Origin of the sequence: Ferrovibrio terrae, assembly GCF_943372915.1 — a bacterium.
GTDB classification, from domain to species: Bacteria; Pseudomonadota; Alphaproteobacteria; order Ferrovibrionales; family Ferrovibrionaceae; genus Ferrovibrio; species Ferrovibrio terrae_A.
The window spans coordinates 52,955-70,926 of record NZ_CALSAN010000023.1; the positions used below are offsets into that span (position 1 = coordinate 52,955).

Sequence of the window (17,972 nt, forward strand, 5' to 3'; positions counted from 1 at the left end):
TACCTCCCGATGGCTGAGTTCGCGCTCCCGAAGAATTCGAAGATCTCCCAGGGCAAGACCTGGGCGCTGCCGCCGGCCAAGCCGGGCGAAGAGCGCAAGGTCAAGAAGTTCCGCGTCTATCGCTGGAACCAGGATGACGGCAAGACCCCGCAGGTCGATACCTATGAAGTCGACATGAACGACTGCGGCCCGATGGTTCTGGATGCCCTGATCAAGATCAAGAACGAGATCGACCCCTCGCTCACCTTCCGCCGCTCCTGCCGCGAAGGCGTCTGCGGTTCCTGCGCCATGAATATCGATGGCGGCAACACGCTGGCCTGCACCAAGGCCTGCGAGGATATCGACGGCGACGTGAAGATCTATCCGCTGCCGCATATGCCGGTGATCAAGGATCTGGTCCCCGATCTGTCCAACTTCTATGCCCAGTATGCCTCGATCAAGCCCTGGATGCAGACCCAGAGCCCGGCGCCGGCACGCGAACGTCTGCAGTCGGCTGACGACCGCAAGAAGCTGGATGGCCTCTACGAATGCATTCTCTGCGCGTGCTGCTCCACCTCATGCCCGAGCTACTGGTGGAATTCCGACCGCTATCTCGGCCCGGCCATTCTGTTGCAGGCCTATCGCTGGATTGCCGACAGCCGTGATGAGATGACCGGCGAGCGCCTCGACAACCTGGAAGACCCCTTCCGGCTGTACCGCTGCCACACCATCATGAACTGCGCCCAGACCTGCCCCAAGGGGCTGAACCCGGCGCAGGCCATCGGTGAAATCAAAAAGCTGATGGTGGAACGGCGCGGGTGATCTGCTAGACTAAAGACCAAACAGGGGGCAAACGGCTGGATCGGTAAAGCCGGTCCGCGTTACACTCGCGGCCGAATCTTCTGTGTGATGTGTTTAGGCAAGGCCGCTGAGCGTTATGGGCGATTTTACCCGCGGGGCTCCCCCGCATCTGACCAAAGTCGGCGCCGAAAAGCTGCGCGATGTGTTGCGTGAGCATGAAGCCCATCTGGCCGGCAAACCCGGTGCCCAGCCTGCCGCCCTGGCTTTCACCGATCTTTCGGATGCCGATCTCACCGGCGCCAACCTCACCCTCGCCGACCTGACCGGTGCCCGCCTGCATCGCGCCCGCCTTGATGGTGCGCGTCTGTCGATGTCGAAATGCGGCGGCTCGGATTTCCGCAATGCCACGCTGGACGGCGCCGACATGCGCTGGGCCGACCTGCGCGGCGCCTGCCTGCGCGCCGCCGGCCTGAACGATGCCAATATGTCGGAGTCGAACGGCGCCGAGGCGCTGGCCCCGGTGTATGACTCGGAAGGCCGCATCGCCGACAGCGGCCCGACCAAGCGGGCCATCGACCTGTCCGGTGCCTCGGCGCAGCGCGCCGACCTGTCCGGCGCCCAGCTGCCCAAGGCTTTCGCCCTGCATGCCGACTTCGCCGATGCGAATCTGGACGACAGCAACCTGCACGGTGCCGATCTGCGCAAGGCGCAGATGACCTCGGCCCGGCTGGAAGGTGCCGATCTGCAGCAATCCGATTTCTCCGGCGCCAATCTGGCCGGCGCCAGCCTGTCGGGCGCCCAGCTTGGCGGTGCCAATTTTGCCGGTGCCGATCTGCGCGGCGCCATTGTCGATCCGGCCAGCCGCAGCCTGCCCGAACTGGCAGCCGCGATCTTCGCCACCACCTCACGCCATGCCGAAGCCGATCTGGCCGAAATCCTGAAGCAGCATGAACTCTGGGTGCATTCTGAAGGCCGCCAGGGCCTGCGCGCGGACTTGAGCGATTTCAATTTCTCCGGCCGCGACCTGCGCGGCATCAACCTGATGGGCGCGCTGCTGGAGCGCGCCTGCTTTGCCAAGGCGATCCTGACCAATGCCAATCTGGCGCTGGCGCGGCTCAATTTCGCCGACCTGCGCGAGGCCACCCTGGTCAAGGCCAACCTGCGCGGCGCCAGCCTGGCGCGTAGCACGCTGGATGCCGCCGACCTGACCGAGGCCAATCTTGCCGCGATCAAGGATGATGCGCCGCATGCCCGCGCCGCCCGCACTAACCTGGGTGCGGCCAAGCTGAAGCGCGCCATCCTGGTCGGTGCCAATCTGAGCGGTGCCAGCCTGGTGGCTGCCGATCTGCGCGATGCCAACCTGAATGGCGCCGACCTGACCGGCGCCGACCTCACCGATGGCCGTTTCGCCGGCGCGCTTCTGGTTGGCGCCAGCTTCACCAACGCCCGCCTCGATCGCGCCCGCGACCTGCTGCTGCCGAATTAACGTTAATTGGTCCGGTGGTTCCGGCCGCTAGCCGCTCACATGCGGCAGTGCGCGATAGTCTTCGCTCTGCATTTCGTTCAGGCGTGACACGCAACGCTGGAACTCAAACGCGCCTTCGCCTTCGGGATAGAGCGTTTCCGGCGGCGCGGCCGCTGTCGCCATCAGCTTGGCCTTCGCCTCATACAGCGTATCCACCAGGGTGACGAAACGCTTGGCCTCGTTGCGCTTGGCCGGGCTGAGTGTCGGGATATTGTCGATCATCACGGTATGGAAATGGCGCGCGATCGCCAGGAAATCCGGCGGCCCGAGCGGCTGTTCGCACAGCTCGTCAAAGCGGAAGCGCGCCACGCCGCGCGCCTGGCAAGGCACCATCAGCCGCCGCCCCAGCAGCTCGATCTCGCCCGGCTCGCCCTCGGCATCGTCGGTCAGCAGGTTCCAGGCATGATCCAGCGCCAGCGTCGATTTGGCGCTCAGAGGACTGAACCAGACCGGCGACCGGGCGATGCGCTGCAGGCGGTAATCACGGCTGGCGGCCAGATGCAGCACATCCAGCTTGTCCTTGAACAGCGCAATGAAGGGCAGGAACAGCTGGCGGTTGATGCCGCTCTTGTACAGATCGTCCGGGTGCCGGTTCGAGGTCGCCACCACCACCACGCCGCGGTCGAACAGCTTCTCGAACAGGCGGCCGAGGATCATCGCATCGGCCACATCGCTGACCTGCATCTCGTCGAAACACAGCAGCCAGGCTGACTTCGCGATCTTCTTCGCCGCCGGCTTGATCGGATCGTCGCCACCGGCCTTCTTTTCCGGATCGTCGGCCGGCAGCTGGCGATAGCGATAGATCTCGGCATGCACCTCCTGCATGAAGGCATGGAAATGCACGCGGCGCTTCTTCTCCACCGGCGCCGTCTCGAAAAACAGATCCATCAGCATGGATTTGCCGCGGCCGACATCGCCGTAGATATAGAGGCCCTGCGGCGTCGGCTCGCGCTTGCGGCCGAAACTCAGCTTCTGCAGCCAGGTATCCTCGGTGCCGGGCTGGTACTGCGCCAGCCGCCGGCTCAGCAGCTCCAGCTTCTCGGCCGCCAGCGCCTGGGCCGGGTCTTCCGCCAGTTCGCCGGCGCCGAGTCTGGCGCGATAGATTTCGAGGATCGACATACAATCTCTTTAAAACAACCCGTCTCTTTAAAACAAGAACGGGCGGCAGAGTCATCTGCCGCCCGCCCTGGATCCTGACTTTGTTCCGGGTTGAACCGGCTTACTTCATGGTCGGGATGTTGAACTCGGCACCCGAACGGATGCCGGTCGGCCAGCGTGCCGTCACCGTCTTGATCTTGGTGTAGAACTTCACGCCTTCCGGACCATGCTGGTTGGTGTCGCCGAAGGCCGACTTCTTCCAGCCGCCGAAGGTGTGGAAGGCCAGCGGCACCGGGATCGGCACGTTGATGCCGACCATGCCGACCTGCACCTTCGCCGCAAAGTCGCGGGCGGCATCGCCGTCGCGGGTGAAGATCGCCACGCCGTTGCCGAATTCATGCTCGGTCGGCAGCCGGGCGGCGTCCTCGAAGGTCTCGGCGCGGACCACGCCCAGCACCGGGCCGAAAATCTCTTCCTTGTAGATACGCATGTCCGGCGTCACGTTGTCGAACAGGCAGCCGCCCATGAAGTAGCCGTCCTCGTAACCCTGCAGCTTCAGGCCGCGCCCGTCGACCACCAGCTTGGCGCCTTCCTTGACGCCGAGATCGACATAGCCTTTCACCTTGGCGAGATGCTCCTTGGTCACCACCGGACCCATCTCGGAATCCTTGTCGGTGCTGGGACCGATCTTGAGCGCACGCACGCGCGGCGCCAGCGCCTCGACCAGACGGTCGGCGGTGCCCTTGCCTACCGGCACGGCCACCGAAACCGCCATGCAGCGTTCGCCGGCCGAGCCATAGGCAGCGCCGATCAGCGCGTCCACGGCCTGGTCCATATCGGCATCGGGCATCACGATCATGTGGTTCTTGGCGCCGCCCATCGCCTGCACGCGCTTGCCATGCGCGGCCGCGGTGGCATAGACATACTGCGCAATCGGCGTCGAGCCGACGAAGCTGACCGCCTGGATGCGCGGATCGGTGAGCAGCGTGTCGACCGATTCCTTGTCGCCGATCACGCAGTTCAGCACGCCCGGAGGCGCGCCGGCTTCCAGCATCAGTTCGGCCAGCTTCAGCGGGCAGGACGGGTCCTTTTCGCTGGGCTTGAGGATGAAGGTGTTGCCCGCCGCAATGGCGACGCCGAACATCCACATCGGCACCATGGCCGGGAAGTTGAACGGGGTGATGCCGGCGACGACACCGAGCGGCTGGCGCATCGAATAGACGTCGATGCCACGCGCCACGTTGTCGGAATATTCGCCCTTCAGCAGATGCGGGATGCCACAGGCGAATTCCACCACTTCCAGGCCACGCTGCAGCGAGCCCTTGGCATCGGAAATCACCTTGCCATGCTCATTCGAGATCAGGCGGGCGATCTCGTCGGCATTCTTCTCGCACAGCTCCTTGAACTTGAACATGACGCGCGCGCGCGTCAGCGGCGAGGTGGTGCCCCATTCCAGGAAGGCCTTCTGGCTGTCGGCGATGGCACCCTCGACCTCGGCCTTGGTGGCCAGCGGCGCCTTGGCGGCCACTTCGCCGGTGGTCGGATTGTAGACATCGAGGAACCGGCCGGACGTACCGGCAACCTTCTTGCCACCAATAAAATGATGCAACTCTTTCGCCATTTTGTGGACTCCCTAGAACAGACACCGCAGCCCGGCGACTCTAAAGCCCCGGGCGCCACTGGCAAGGGTTGGCGGGTCAGTTCGGGCTGGTGGCGATCATCGAGGGCCGCTGGTCGGCGATATCCTGCCAGGCGGCCAGGGCCGGATACTGTTGCCGCCAGGGCAGGTCGGGATGGCGATAGTCGAGATAGCCCAGCGCGCAGGCCAGGGCGATATCGCCCAGATCAAACCGCGCGGGCGGCAGCACGAAGCTGGTGGCGATATGCGCCAGGCCGCGGATCACCGCCGTGCGCTGCCGCATGACCCAGTCATCCCACTGGCCGGCAGCGGGGCGGCGGCGTTCGATCACGGCGATGAAACTGGCATCGATCAGCCCCTGACACAGGCCGCTGCGCACCAGCAGTTCCATGCGTGCCGGACCATCGGGTGGCAGCAGGTAGGGATGCCCGCCCAGCATGTCGAGTACCTGGATGATGCCGTCGCTTTCCGTCACCACCGCGCCGCTATCGGTCACCAGGGTCGGTACCTTGGACAGCGGATTGAGCGCCACCAACTCGGCCGGGCTGGCCCAGGGATCGGTCTCGACGAAGGTGACGCGACCGGCCAACCCCTTCTCCAGCACGGCGACACGGGCCTTGCGGGCATAGGGTGAGGTGGCGTTGAAAAACAGCTGCATGCTTGTCTCTTTTTTTTAAGCCCGGGGAGGCAATGGAGTGATGGTCAGGCGGCGAGCTGGCCGGACAGGCGGATCAGGATGTCCTCGGCCTCGCTCACCATGGTTTCCACCACGTTGCGTGCCGAAACCACTTCGGTGATGGTATCGGCCGCTTCGCCGGCGATCACGGCGGCAATGCTGAAATCGCCGGCCGCGCGCGCCTCGCGATAGCGCACGGCTTCCTCGCGTACATTGCGCATCAGCTCCACCTCGCGGCCCATCCAGCGGCGCGCATGGTCGTTGACCAGGCAGCGGCCGTTGAACGGCGCCGGCCAGATATTCTCGCGCGAGATATCGAACACAATGCTGCGCGCGGTGTCGTCGCCCGAGGCCGCGCAGATGCGCGCCTTGGCCTGCGGAAAACCAGCGGCCTCATGGGTGGCGTAGAACCGCGTGCCGACCAGCACGCCGGCCGCGCCCAGGCTGAGCGCCGCCGCCAGGCCGCGCCCGTCGCCGATGCCGCCGGCCGCCACCACCGGCAGCATCGCCGGCACGGCATCGACCACCGCCGGCACCAGGCCCAGCGTGCCGCGCGACACGCCATGCCCACCGGCCTCGCCACCCTGGGCGACAATGATATCGGCGCCTTCGGCTGCCGCCTGCCGGGCCATCGCCACGGTCTGCACCTGGCAGATCGCCAGCGCGCCGGCGGCCTTGATCTTGTCGATGAACGGGGTCGGATCGCCAAATGACAGCATCACCGCCGCCGGGCGGCTTTCCAATGCCAGATCAAGCAGCTGCGGCTGCTTGGCCAGACTCCAGGTGATGAAGCCGATGCCATGGGGCCGCTGCACCGGCCGGGCCTGCAGCACGGCCATCTCGCGGCGCAGCCAGGCCTCGTCGCCATAGCCGCCCCCCAGCATGCCAAAACCGCCAGCGGCACTGACCGCATCGCAGAGCTTCGCATCGGCCACCAGATCCATCGGGGCGAGCAGCACGGGATGCTGGATGTTGAGGCGGCGGGTCAGCGCGGTGGACAGCGTCATGGCGGGTCTCCGAGGCGTCAGCAAGAAAGTGCTGGCAGACTAGCCTCAACGTGATATTCTTAATAATGATTATTACCAATAATAGACATCGTTTTTACAGATAGTCAGTTTGTCAGGTATCCCATGGATCTGTCCGATCTCGCCTTCTTCTCCGCCGTCGCCCGTTGCGGCAGCATCTCCAAGGCCGCGCAGCAGCTCAACACCGTGCAGTCGAACGTGACCATGCGCATCAAGCTGATGGAGGAGCGGCTCGGCACGCCGCTGTTCAACCGCCACAGCCGCGGCGTCAGCGTCACCAATGCCGGCCAGCGCCTCCTGCCCTATGCCGAACAGATCGCCGCCCTGGTGGCCGATGCGACCCGCGCCGCCTGCGACGACGGCACCGCGCGCGGCCCGCTGCCGATCGGTGCCATGGAAACCACTGCCGCCGTGCGCCTGCCGCCGGTGCTGGCGAAATTCCATGCGCAGTATCCCGATGTCGAACTCGACATCACCACCGGGCCGACCGCCACCCTGCTGGAAAAGGTGCTGGATCACAGCCTGAGCGGTGCGTTCGTCGCCGCCCCCGTGGCGCATCCGGAACTGGTGGCCACGCCGGTGTTCCGCGAGGAGCTGGTACTGGCGATGGCAAAGAGCTGGCCCGATATCGCCAGCTACCGCCAGGCCAACCGCACGCTGACCGTGGTGGTGTTCCGCAGCGGTTGCTCCTACCGCCAGCGGCTGGAGCAGTATGTCTCCAGCCAGGGCTGGCTGCCGGTGCGGCGGCTGGAATTCGGCACCGTGGAAGGCATCCTGGGCTGTGTCGCCGCCAATGTCGGCATCAGCCTGCTGCCGAGAGCCGCGATCACCCGCAGCGCCATCGGCAAATCCGTGCGCATCGAGGCGATTCCGCAACGCGAGGCCATGGTGGATACGGTGTTCGTGCAGCGCCGCGATGCCTATGCCGGCGCCGCCATGCGCGCCTTCATGGCCAGCTGTGCGGACGCTGCGGAAACCGGAAATTAGAATTTTATTCTAGAATATTATTCTAGCCTGAGCTATATAAGCCGGGCATGCCTGCCAAAGCCCTGCGCAAGACTGCCAAACCTGTTGCCGAGACGGCCAGCGATACCGGCGGCAGCCGCCAGCGCGCCCTGATCGCCGCACTGGCGCTGTTCGATGCGCAGGGTGTGGATGCCACCACCATCGAGCAGGTGCGCGATGCCGCCGCCGTATCGGTCGGCAGCCTGTATCACCATTTCGGCAGTCGCGAGGGCCTGGTCGCGGCGCTGTATGAAGACCTGCTGGGCCGTTATCGCACCGAACTGGCCGCCGCACTGGCGCGGCATGACCATACCCGCGCCCTGCTGGATGCGTTTATCACCACCCATATCGACTGGTCGATGCGCCATCCGGCGGCCGCGCGCTTTCTGGCCGAGTATCGCCACCATCGCGCCGTCAGCGAAGCCGAAAGCCGCCTGCAGCAGGGCACCGCCGATTTCCTGCGGCCGCTGCTGCGGCTGCTCAAGCCTGCCATCACCGCCGGCATTCTCAAGCCGCTGCCACCCGAACTGCTGCTTAGTCTGGTGATCGGCCCGGTGCAGACCTGGCTGCGCATGCAGCGCAGCGGTGCGGCCAGCCTCAGACCCGCCAGTGCCGCGCAGAAACTGTCTGACCTGATCTGGGAGGCCATCGCCGTCCCGCCCAGCAAGAGGAAACTCAAATGACGATTGCCGCGCTCCCGGTTGACGCCGTGCCCGCACAAGCCACGGTGCTGAAGCAGTGGGCCGGCCTGTGCCGCCTGCCCTTCGGCCGCCATCTGTTCAACCTGATGATCGGCCTGACCGTGCCCTATGCCGCCACCATCGGGCCGCAGGTGGTGGAGCTGGTGCCGGGCTATGCCCGTGCCCGCATGACCGACCGGCGCCGCGTGCGCAACCATCTGCGCTCGCTGCATGCGGTGGCGCTGACCAACCTGGCGGAACTGACCGCCAATCTGGCGCTGATGAGCCGCCAGCCCGCGAAAGGCACGCGCTGGATCGTCACCGGCTTTGACAGCGACTACCTGAAGAAGGCGCGCGGCCCGATCACGGCCGAATGCCGGATCGCGCCGCTCGACTGGTCAGTGGCGCAGCCGCTGGATGGTCTGGTCGAACTGCGCGATGCCGGCGGCGATATGGTGATGGTGGCGCGTCCGCGCTGGCGCATCGGGCCGGCATAGCCCCGTTACAAGGGGCCATGACGAAAGATAGCATAAAGATCACAACAGGCTTCGGCCTGCCAAAGCGGAACCTCTGGGCTGTAGATGGGTTGAACTAAACCCGGGATAAAACGCCGCAGTCACTGCTGGCGTCCCAACAGACTTGGAGTACACCCATGATCCATATCCGCAAGTTTGCCCTGCTTGGCGCCAGCGCCCTGGTGGCCACCGGCTTCATCGCTGCGCCTGTGCTGGCGCAGACCACCCAGTATCCGTCCACCACGACGCAGAAGAGCCGGGCGACGAGCGCCAAGCCGCTCGGGACCACGGATTACCTGGCGTCGGCGCGAACCGCAGACCTGTTTGAAGTCGAGGCGAGCAAGATCGCCGTTCAACGCGCCCAGAACAAGCAGGTGCGCGACTATGCCCAGCGCGTGCTGGATGATCACATGCTGTCGTCGCCCAAGCTGAACGACGCGGCGATCCAGGCTGGCCTGACGCCGACCACACCGCTGCTGACGGTGAAGCAGGCGGCCAAGCTGAATGAGCTGCAGAAAGCCTCGCTCAGCAGCTTCGACAAGAACTATATCCTGTCGCAGATCGACGTGCACGAGCATGAGCTGCGCCTGCATACCAATTATGCCCGCACGGGTGATGCCGCCGCGATCAAGAGCAACACGACAGTGATGATGCCTTTGGTGCGCAAGCATATTGATGACGCCAGGCAGATTTCCGGTGCGCTGGCGAACAACGCGTCGTAACGCCGCCCTGTCTTGAATAGAGAAAGCCGCCCGCACGCGAGTGCCGGGCGGCTTTTTCACATGCCGCCGGCTTACTGGGCGGCGGCGTAGAGTGCCTTCAGTTTCGTCAACACGGCCCGCGCGCCATCGAGCGGCAGGCAGCTCGGCCCGTCGCATTTGGCATTGTCGGGATCAGGGTGGAATTCCAGGAACACGCCATCGGCACCGGCGGCAATCGCCGCGGCTGCGATCACCGCGACGCCTTCACGGCGGCCACCGGCGGCGACGCCGCCGCCCGCAACCTCGCGCGCGCCGGGCAACTGCACGGCATGGGTAGCATCGATGGTCACCGGCACGCCGAACTTTTTCATTTCCGGGATTGCCAGCATGTCGACGATCAGATTGTTGTAACCGAAGGCGGCACCGCGCTCGCACAGGATGGTCATGCCCGGACCGGCTGCCTGCTCGATCTTATGCAGGATGCTCTTGCAGTCCCACGGGGCGAGAAACTGTGCCTTTTTAACGTGGAGCAGGCCGCCATGCTTCTGCGTCGCGCGCGCCGAGGCCACGATCAGGTCGGTCTGCCGCACCAGGAAGGCGGGAATCTGCACCAGGTCGGCCACGGCCGCCACCGGTTCGGCCTGATCCACTTCATGCAGGTCGGTGGCGATCGGCACCTTCAGCTTGTCTTTGACGGCGGCCAGGATCTTCAGGCCCTCCTCCAGGCCGGGACCGCGAAAGCTGTTGATCGAGGAGCGGTTGGCCTTGTCGAAGCTGGCCTTGAACACAAACGGCAGGCCCAGCTCGCTGGTGATCGCCTTCAGCTCGGTGGCCGTGGCCATCGCCAGGTCGAGATCCTCCAGCACATTGAGGCCGAGGATGCAGAACAGCCCCTTGCCGTCACCGATCGACAGATTCCATTTATCCAGGGTCAGCGTTGCCATCATCCATCTCCGCAGGTGGCCGCAACGGCGGCGGCCAGATCGGCGGGATTGTGACGCAAGCGGGCCGGATTTGCGATATCCGGCCGCTCCTAAACTGGCAGCCTCAGGCCGCCGGCGGCGTGAGGTAGAAGCCCGTGACCGGCTCGATCCACACCAGGTGGTCTTCTACCGCCTTCACACCGGCAATGGCGCCGGCCAGCACCTTCAGCGCGACACGCTCGCGTTCGTCGAAGATCGTGCCCCACAGATGCACCACGCCGTTGCGCACCACGATGCTGGTGCTGCCCAGCGGCGCCCAGTCCTGCTTGCGCAGCTCGGTCATGATCTGCTGCTGGATATGCGCATCGGCATCACTCGTGGGCCGCAACTCGCCCAGCACGCCGGCCAGTGCATGCATTAGGTTGGCCCGGCTGACAATGCCGACCACCTTGCCGGCGCGCAGCACCGGCACCCGCTTGACGCGGCGCTTTTCCATGATGCGGACAATCTCGGCCAGCGGCGCATCCTCGCTCACCGTGGCAACATCGGTGGTCATGATCTCGCCCACCATGCGGGCATGGCTGCGGGTGTAGTCTTCCGCGCCGCGACCGGGCCCGAGCAGCAGCTGCAGCCAGTGCGGCCGGCGCTTGTCGGTGCCGGTTTCGCTGCGCCGCAGGAAATCGCCCTCGGTGACCAGGCCGACCATGTTGCCCGCCTGGTCGACCACCGGCAGGCCACTGATCCGGCGCTGTAGCATCTGCTGCACCGCATGGGCGACAGTATCCTCGGCGCGAACGCTGTGGACAGGAACGGTCATGATATCGGCGGCTTTCATGGGCATCTCCATCGGGATGCCGCATCCTCGCGCCGGCCGCCCGGCGCCGCCTTGATCCGTGTCAAAATGCAGGCGCTTTCACGCCGCCGCCAGGCCCCGCAACAGCGCCTCGCTGGCGGCATTGGCCGGCAGGAAGGTCTCGATCCGCAGATCCTGCAGCGTGACATCCTGCGGCGTGCCGAAGGTGGCGATCATGGTGATCAGATCCAGCACCAGGCCGTCCTTCTCGATGGCAAAGGTGAGCAGCGGGCGCGGCTCGGACTCCCAGTCGACGCTGCGCCACAGCGCGTCCACGTCGGGATAGCCGCGCACCTCGGCCAGCACGGCGGCGGCGGCGGGGCTGTCCATTGCCTCGCGCTGCAGCCGGTGCAGCAGCGCGCCGGCCACATCGCGCCAGTTGCGGATGTAGGGCCTGGCGCCATTGGGGTGCAGCGGCAGGGTCATGAAATTCACCGGTCGCGCCGGATCGCGGCCGGCACCAAGCAGGAAGCCGATCATGCGCTGCGCCGCCTGGTTGGCCAGCTGCACGGTCCAGCCGGCATCGACCACGACGGCGGGAAACGGTTCATGCTGTTTCAGCAGCAGATCGAGGGCATGGCGCGCCTCGGCCAGATGCGGCGCATCCAGGCCGCTTTCGCGATAGGCGGCGGCAAAGCCGGCCGCATGCAGCAGACGGTTGCGTTCGCGCAGCGGCATGTCCAGCAGCTCGGCCAGATGCAGCACCATCTGGCGGCTGGGCCGCGCACGGCCGGATTCCAGGAAGCTGACATGGCGCTGCGACACGCTGCCCGTCTCGGCCAGTTCCAGCTGGCTGAAGCCGCGGCGGCGGCGCCACTGCCGCATCAATGTACCGAAGCCAGCCCCGGGCCCGCCCTGCAGCGCCACGTCACTCATCGGCATGCCTCCCGCCTGTTTGCCTGCAGTGTGTGAAAGCACGGGGCGGCCTGTCTACCGCCCGTGCCACCTTCAGAAGGGTCAGGCCGCCAGCGGCGTTGTACCGCCGCGCAGCACCCGCAGCTTCCACAGCCCGATCAGTGCCGTATCCAGCGCCACCACGGCGAGCGCGACGATGCCCCAGCTGCTGAAGCTGGCAGGAAACGCCGCCACCAGCGCAAACGTGCCCAGCACCCAGCCGGCATCGGCCACTGCGCTGACCAGCAGCACCGGGCGGTCCAGCCCGGGCCGGGCGGCCGCCAGCAGCAGGATGCCGGCATAGGCGACCAGCAGGATGCCCAGCTCCCACAGCACCGTGGCGGTGGGCAGGCCCAGGACGATGTCCTGTTGCGGCAGCAGGAAACCGGCCAGCCAGGCCGGGGCGATCAGGCCAGGCAGGCCGCAGGCGAAGCACAGGGCGGCGTCAAAGCGGAGGATCGTGGCAATCCGGGCATTGGAGATCATGGTCAGGCTCCTGTTCAGGGTGGAACTGGAGTGATTATCAAATCAGATCAGCAGGTTAACAATTACCATGCAGGTAATAGCCAGGTTATCGGGGTTCTTTATTTAACAATAATATGATGTTATAAATTATATAATCTCATAATTTTACGTATTAATATCTTGACTCTCATATCTGCACGTTAAATAAAATATTCCACACAGCAACGATGCTGGCCACGAAAGGGCTGGGCGTGCCATGCAGAGCTTTCCGGGATTTCTGAACCTGCAGGACCGCGCGGTCCTGGTGGTTGGCGGCGGCGAAAACGCCGCCCGCAAGATTCGCCTGCTGGCCAGGGCCGGCGCCCGCGTGCAGGTCGTGGCCGCCGATCTCAATGCCGAACTGTCCTTGGCCGTGGCCGAAGGCCGCATCGCCCACCGCGCCGACACTTTCTCCCCTGCCCTGCTCGACGGCATGCGGCTGGTGATTGCCGCCACCGGCGAAGCCACCGACGAGATCGTAGCCGCTGCAGCACAGGCGCGCGGCCTGCTGGTCAATGTGGTGGATCGCGCCGATCTCTCCGATTTCACCGTGCCGGCGATCATCGAACGCGGCGACATCACGATTGGCATCTCATCCAATGGCACTGCACCCTTGCTGCTCGGCCGCATCCGCGCGCAGATCGAGGCGCTGCTGCCGGCACGACTGGGCGATCTCGCCGCACTGGCCGGCGAATTCCGCGGCACCGTGGCCCGCGTGATCCGCGATGCCGCTGTGCGCAAACGCTTCTGGGAGCGCGTCTTCGATGGCGCCGTGGCAGCGAAAATCCATGCCGGCGACCGCAGCGGGGCGCGCAGTGCCCTGATGGCGGAACTCAATGCCGTGCAGGACACGGTGAGCGGTCATGTGCAGCTGGTCGGCGCCGGCCCCGGCGATCCCGACCTGCTGACGATTGCCGCGCAGCGCGCGCTGATGGATGCCGATATCGTGCTCTATGACGCGCTGGTGGCGCCGGAAATTCTGGATCGCGTGCGCCGCGATGCCGAACGCATCCTGGTCGGCAAGCGCAAGGGCCGCCACAGCGTCGGCCAGGACGAGATCAACGCCCAGCTTGCTGCCCATGCCGCCCTGGGCAAGCGCGTGGTGCGGCTCAAGGCCGGAGATCCCTTCATCTTTGGTCGCGGCGGCGAGGAGATGGACTATCTGCAGGCCCGCGGCATCGCGGTGTCGGTCATCCCCGGCATCACGGCAGCCCTCGGCTGCGCCGCCACGGCCGGCATTCCGCTCACCCATCGCGATCTCAGCCATGGCCTCAGCCTGGTCAGCGGCCAGCTCAAAGACGGCGAAGACAGTCTTGCCTGGGCAGATCGCGCGGCAGCCGGCGAAACCGTTGTCGTCTATATGGGCTTGAGCCAGGCCACCGCGATCCGCGACCGCCTGCTCGGGGCCGGCGTGGCGCCGACCCTGCCGGTGGCGCTGATCGAAAACGGCACGCGCCGCGACCAGCAGGTCAGCGCCGGCCAGCTTTACGGCCTGCCGGCGCTCGCCGCGCAGCATGGCAATGGTGCGGTTCTGCTGGTGATCGGCAATGTCGCCGCCTATGCGCAGGCAACCGCCACGCAGCAGCGCCGCAGCGCCTGAGGATACACAGATGGCCAAAGCCCCCAAACTCGACAGCCAGCCGCAGGTGGTCACCGCCAACGACCTGAAAAGCGGCGATGTGGTTTACCTGACCAAGGTGGCCGGCTGGAGCCGCCGCATTGCTGACGCCTCTGTGGTTGCCAATGCCGAGGCCGGCGCCGCCCTGCTCGCCATCGCCGAGGCGCAGGCGAAGATGAATATCGTCGTCGCGCCATATCTGATTCCGGTGGATGCCAGCAGCACGCCGCCCAGGCCGATCCAGTATCGCGAGGTCATCCGCGCGGATGGCCCGACCACCGAAATCCGCAAACCCGCAGCCTGAGCCCCCAGGAAAGCGCCATGTACCAGTATGACGATATCGACCAGACATTGGTGGACGAGCGCGTTGCGCAGTTCCGCGACCAGGTCGCCCGCCGCCTGAGCGGCGACATCAGTGAAGACGAGTTCAAGCCGCTGCGCCTGCAGAATGGCCTCTATCTGCAGCTGCACGCCTATATGCTGCGCATTGCCATTCCCTATGGCACGCTGTCGTCCAAGCAGCTGCGTGGCCTGGCCCAGATCGGCTGCAAGTATGATCGCGGCTGGGGCCATTTCACCACCCGGCAGAACCTGCAGTACAACTGGATCAAGCTGGAAGACACCGCCGATGCGCTGGCCGATCTGGCGAAAATCCAGATGCATGCGATCCAGACCAGCGGCAACTGCATCCGCAACACCACCACCGACCAGTTTGCCGGCGCCGCCTTCGACGAGATCGAAGATCCGCGCGTGTGGTGCGAGATCATCCGCCAGTGGTCGACCTTCCACCCGGAATTCAGCTTCCTGCCGCGCAAGTTCAAGATCGCCGTCACCGGCTCGCCGAATGACCGCGCCGCCGTGCGCGTGCATGATATCGGCCTGCGCATGCATAAAAATGCCGCCGGCGAGATCGGCTTCGAGGTGATTGTCGGCGGGGGCCTCGGCCGCACGCCCTTCATCGGCAAGACCATCCGCGACTTCCTGCCCAAGCAGGACCTGCTGAGCTATCTGGAAGCCATCCTGCGCGTCTACAACCAGTTCGGCCGCCGCGACAACATCTACAAGGCGCGCATCAAGATCCTGGTGCATGAAATCGGCATCGACACCATGCGCGAGAAGGTGGAAGCGGAATTCGCCGCCACCAAGGATGGTGCATTGAAGCTGCCACAGGCGGCCATCGACCAGATCGCGGCGCAGTTTGCCCCGCCGGCTTTCGAAAAGCTGGGTGGCGTGGCGGCTGAGTATGCCAATGCCTTCCGCACCGACTTCGAGTTCGGCCTGTGGGCGCGGCGCAACACCTTCAAGCACAAGCAGCCGGGCTACAGCATCGTCACCATCTCGCTGAAGAAAGAGGGCGAGGCGCCCGGCGATGCCAAGGCCGAGCAGATGACCGCCGTGGCTGACCTGGCCGAGCGCTATTCCTTTGGCGAAATCCGCGTGACGCATGAGCAGAATCTGGTGCTGCCGCATGTGAAGCAGGCCGACCTACCGGCGCTGTACAAGGCGCTGAAGGCCTATGACCTCGCCACGCCCAATGTTGGCCTGGCCTCGGACATCATCGCCTGCCCGGGCCTGGATTACTGCGCGCTGGCCAATGCCCGCTCGATCCCGGTGGCGCAGCAGATCGCCCTGCGCTTCAAGAACTGGGAACGTGCCCATGACATCGGCGAGCTGAAGATCAAGATTTCCGGCTGCATCAATGCCTGCGGGCATCATCATGTCGGCCATATCGGCATCCTCGGCGTCGACAAAGCCGGCGAGGAATTCTACCAGCTCACGCTCGGCGGCTCGGCCGATGACCAGGCCGCCATCGGCGACCTGATCGGGCCATCCCTGAATGCCGCCGATACGGTGGATGCCATCGACACGCTGGTCGAGACCTATCTGCGCCTGCGCAAATCCAGCGACGAGCGGTTCCTCGACACCTATCGCCGCGTCGGCCTCACCCCGTTCAAGGAGGCCGTCTATGCCGTTGCTTAAAGACGGTCGCATTGTCGGCGAGGATGCTTTCCAGCCGGTGGCGGATGACGCCGCCCTGCCGGCTAGCGGCGCCGTGCTGATCTCTTACGCGCGCTGGCAGGCCGAGAAGGACCAGCTGGCAGGCCGCAACAGCCCCCTCGGCATCAGCCTGCCCAATACCGTGGATGTGCTCGACTTCGGCCCCGAGGCCGAGCGCTTCGACCTGATCGTGCTCAGCTTCCCCAAGTTCAGCGACGGCCGCGCCTACAGCCAGGCCCATCTGCTGCGTGCGCGCTTCGGCTATACGGGCGAGCTGCGCGCCACCGGTAACGTGCTGCGCGACCAGCTCTGGCATATGCAGCGCAGCGGTTTCGATGCCTTTGAAATCCCGCGTGCCGATGCCGCCGACGTGTTTGCCCGGGCGCTGCAGAGCTTCAGCCATGTCTACCAGCCGGCCGCCGATGGCCGCATCAGCGCGCTGAAGCAGCGTTTGAAGGCGGCACAGAAGAAGGAAGCCGCCGAATGACCGCGCTTGCCTTCGCCAGCCTCGACCTCAACGACTATGCCGCCTCGCTGAATGCCCAGCTGCAGGGCCGCGGCGCCGAGGATGTGCTGCACATCGCCATTCGCGACCTCTTCCCGCGCCAGATCGCGCTGGTGTCGTCCTTCGGTGCCGAGGCCGCCGTGCTGCTGCATCTGGTGGCCGCGGTGGACAAGACCACGCCGGTGCTGTTCCTCGATACCGGCAAGCTGTTCGACGAGACCCTGCGCTATCGCGACGCGCTGATCGACCGCCTGTCCCTGAGTGACGTGCGCGTGCTGACCCCCGATCCGAAGCTGCTGTCGGCCCAGGATGATGCCGGCACCCTGTGGTTCCGCGATGCCGAGGCCTGCTGCCGCATCCGCAAGGTCGAACCCTTGGCGCGCGGGCTCAAGCCCTTCGCCGCCTGGATCAACGGCCGCAAGCGCTTCCAGGCCGCCACCCGCCAGCATATCCCGCTGGTGGAGGCCGATGGCGCGCGGCTGAAATTCAACCCGCTGGCCGACTGGGGCCCGGCCGAGATCGAGGCCTATTTCATCCGCCACAACCTGCCACGCCATCCGCTGGTGGCGCAGGGCTATCCCTCGATTGGCTGCGCCCCCTGCACCCAGCCGGTGGCCGCCGGCGACGATGCCCGCGCCGGCCGCTGGCAGGGCGCCGACAAGACCGAATGCGGCATCCATGTCAGCACGCTTCCCTCCTCCAGTCCTCGCGACGAAGAGTAATCAGAAAGCCACGTTTCAGTCATGCAAGACGATCTCGACCAGCTCGAAGCGCAGAGCATCTACATCCTTCGCGAGGCCTACAGCCGGATCAAGCCGCTGGCGATGCTGTGGTCGCTGGGCAAGGATTCGAACGTGATGATCTGGCTGGCCAAGAAGGCCTTCCTCGGCCGCGTGCCGTTTCCGGTGGCGCATCTGGATACCGGGCTGGAATTCCCCGAGACCTATGCCTTCCGCGATCGCTATGCCACCGAATGGGGCCTGGAGCTGATCAAGGATGCCTGCCCGCCGCTGGAAGACACCGACCCGACCCT

20 protein-coding genes are annotated in these 17,972 nt (G+C 65.4%); 12 read left to right on the plus strand and 8 right to left on the minus strand.

Annotation, left to right across the window (positions count from 1 at the left end; all coding sequences use genetic code 11):
• The first annotated feature begins 9 nt into the window (after window positions 1–9).
• Both AAG821_RS15745 and AAG821_RS15750 read left to right on the plus strand, forming a co-directional pair.
• The gene (locus tag AAG821_RS15745) at window positions 10–801 is read left to right on the plus strand and encodes a succinate dehydrogenase iron-sulfur subunit (RefSeq protein WP_341913467.1); all 792 of its coding nucleotides are present in this window, start codon (window positions 10–12) and stop codon (window positions 799–801) included.
• 115 nt (window positions 802–916) lie between these two features.
• The gene (locus AAG821_RS15750) at window positions 917–2,266 is read left to right on the plus strand and encodes a pentapeptide repeat-containing protein (protein WP_341913468.1); all 1,350 of its coding nucleotides are present in this window, start codon (window positions 917–919) and stop codon (window positions 2,264–2,266) included.
• Window positions 2,267–2,293: 27 nt separating this feature from the next.
• Here AAG821_RS15750 and zapE read toward each other — a convergent pair whose 3' ends face one another.
• From zapE to AAG821_RS15770, 4 genes are all read right to left on the minus strand, one after another.
• Window positions 2,294–3,424 (minus strand): cell division protein ZapE, encoded by a 1,131-nt coding sequence (gene zapE / locus AAG821_RS15755; RefSeq protein WP_341913470.1) that lies wholly within the window; start codon window positions 3,422–3,424, stop codon window positions 2,294–2,296.
• A 100-nt stretch (window positions 3,425–3,524) separates the two neighbouring features.
• Complete coding sequence (locus AAG821_RS15760) at window positions 3,525–5,024, minus strand: CoA-acylating methylmalonate-semialdehyde dehydrogenase (protein ID WP_341913472.1); 1,500 nt, start codon at window positions 5,022–5,024, stop codon at window positions 3,525–3,527.
• Window positions 5,025–5,100: 76 nt separating this feature from the next.
• Window positions 5,101–5,700, minus strand: coding sequence for a glutathione S-transferase N-terminal domain-containing protein (locus tag AAG821_RS15765; protein ID WP_341913474.1), 600 nt, complete (start codon window positions 5,698–5,700; stop codon window positions 5,101–5,103).
• 44 nt (window positions 5,701–5,744) lie between these two features.
• Window positions 5,745–6,725 carry a nitronate monooxygenase gene (locus tag AAG821_RS15770; RefSeq protein WP_341913476.1) on the minus strand — a complete coding sequence of 327 codons (981 nt, stop codon included), beginning with the start codon at window positions 6,723–6,725 and terminating at the stop codon, window positions 5,745–5,747.
• A 123-nt stretch (window positions 6,726–6,848) separates the two neighbouring features.
• Between AAG821_RS15770 and AAG821_RS15775 the strand changes: the two genes are divergently transcribed.
• The 4 genes from AAG821_RS15775 to AAG821_RS15790 all read left to right on the plus strand — a co-directional run bounded on the left by AAG821_RS15775 (window position 6,849) and on the right by AAG821_RS15790 (window position 9,665).
• Complete coding sequence (locus AAG821_RS15775) at window positions 6,849–7,730, plus strand: LysR substrate-binding domain-containing protein (protein WP_341913478.1); 882 nt, start codon at window positions 6,849–6,851, stop codon at window positions 7,728–7,730.
• Between the two features lie 47 nt (window positions 7,731–7,777).
• Window positions 7,778–8,431, plus strand: a complete 654-nt coding sequence (locus tag AAG821_RS15780) for a TetR/AcrR family transcriptional regulator (RefSeq protein ID WP_341913479.1) — start codon at window positions 7,778–7,780, stop codon at window positions 8,429–8,431.
• Complete coding sequence (locus tag AAG821_RS15785) at window positions 8,428–8,925, plus strand: DUF4442 domain-containing protein (protein WP_341913481.1); 498 nt, start codon at window positions 8,428–8,430, stop codon at window positions 8,923–8,925. The genes AAG821_RS15780 and AAG821_RS15785 overlap by 4 nt, the downstream gene beginning before the upstream one ends.
• A gap of 155 nt (window positions 8,926–9,080) precedes the next feature.
• Window positions 9,081–9,665 carry a DUF4142 domain-containing protein gene (locus tag AAG821_RS15790; protein WP_341913483.1) on the plus strand — a complete coding sequence of 195 codons (585 nt, stop codon included), beginning with the start codon at window positions 9,081–9,083 and terminating at the stop codon, window positions 9,663–9,665.
• Window positions 9,666–9,736: 71 nt separating this feature from the next.
• On the opposite strand, the gene kdsA is transcribed toward AAG821_RS15790, so the two are convergent.
• The 4 genes from kdsA to AAG821_RS15810 form a co-directional block, all read right to left on the minus strand.
• Window positions 9,737–10,588, minus strand: coding sequence for a 3-deoxy-8-phosphooctulonate synthase (gene kdsA / locus AAG821_RS15795; RefSeq protein WP_341913484.1), 852 nt, complete (start codon window positions 10,586–10,588; stop codon window positions 9,737–9,739).
• 103 nt (window positions 10,589–10,691) lie between these two features.
• On the minus strand, window positions 10,692–11,402 hold the full coding sequence (locus tag AAG821_RS15800) for a CBS domain-containing protein (RefSeq protein ID WP_341913485.1): 711 nt from the start codon (window positions 11,400–11,402) through the stop codon (window positions 10,692–10,694).
• Between the two features lie 78 nt (window positions 11,403–11,480).
• Entirely contained in the window at window positions 11,481–12,302 is an 822-nt protein-coding gene (locus tag AAG821_RS15805) for a helix-turn-helix transcriptional regulator (protein WP_341913486.1), read from the minus strand.
• A gap of 75 nt (window positions 12,303–12,377) precedes the next feature.
• The gene (locus AAG821_RS15810; protein WP_341913488.1) at window positions 12,378–12,800 is read right to left on the minus strand and encodes a hypothetical protein; all 423 of its coding nucleotides are present in this window, start codon (window positions 12,798–12,800) and stop codon (window positions 12,378–12,380) included.
• Between the two features lie 235 nt (window positions 12,801–13,035).
• Here AAG821_RS15810 and cysG point away from each other — a divergent pair, with 235 nt between their 5' ends.
• From cysG to AAG821_RS15840, 6 genes are all read left to right on the plus strand, one after another.
• On the plus strand, window positions 13,036–14,418 hold the full coding sequence (gene cysG / locus AAG821_RS15815; RefSeq protein ID WP_341913490.1) for a siroheme synthase CysG: 1,383 nt from the start codon (window positions 13,036–13,038) through the stop codon (window positions 14,416–14,418).
• A gap of 10 nt (window positions 14,419–14,428) precedes the next feature.
• On the plus strand, window positions 14,429–14,740 hold the full coding sequence (locus AAG821_RS15820) for a DUF2849 domain-containing protein (protein ID WP_341913491.1): 312 nt from the start codon (window positions 14,429–14,431) through the stop codon (window positions 14,738–14,740).
• A 17-nt stretch (window positions 14,741–14,757) separates the two neighbouring features.
• Window positions 14,758–16,416, plus strand: a complete 1,659-nt coding sequence (locus AAG821_RS15825; protein ID WP_341913493.1) for a nitrite/sulfite reductase — start codon at window positions 14,758–14,760, stop codon at window positions 16,414–16,416.
• Window positions 16,403–16,921 (plus strand): DUF934 domain-containing protein, encoded by a 519-nt coding sequence (locus AAG821_RS15830; RefSeq protein WP_341913495.1) that lies wholly within the window; start codon window positions 16,403–16,405, stop codon window positions 16,919–16,921. The genes AAG821_RS15825 and AAG821_RS15830 overlap by 14 nt, the downstream gene beginning before the upstream one ends.
• Window positions 16,918–17,661: a phosphoadenylyl-sulfate reductase gene (locus AAG821_RS15835; protein WP_341913497.1), complete on the plus strand. Its 744-nt coding sequence runs from the start codon at window positions 16,918–16,920 to the stop codon at window positions 17,659–17,661. Before AAG821_RS15830 ends, AAG821_RS15835 begins: the two co-directional genes overlap by 4 nt.
• A gap of 21 nt (window positions 17,662–17,682) precedes the next feature.
• The coding region (locus AAG821_RS15840; protein ID WP_341913498.1) for a phosphoadenosine phosphosulfate reductase family protein at window positions 17,683–17,972 on the plus strand (290 nt) is incomplete at its 3' end.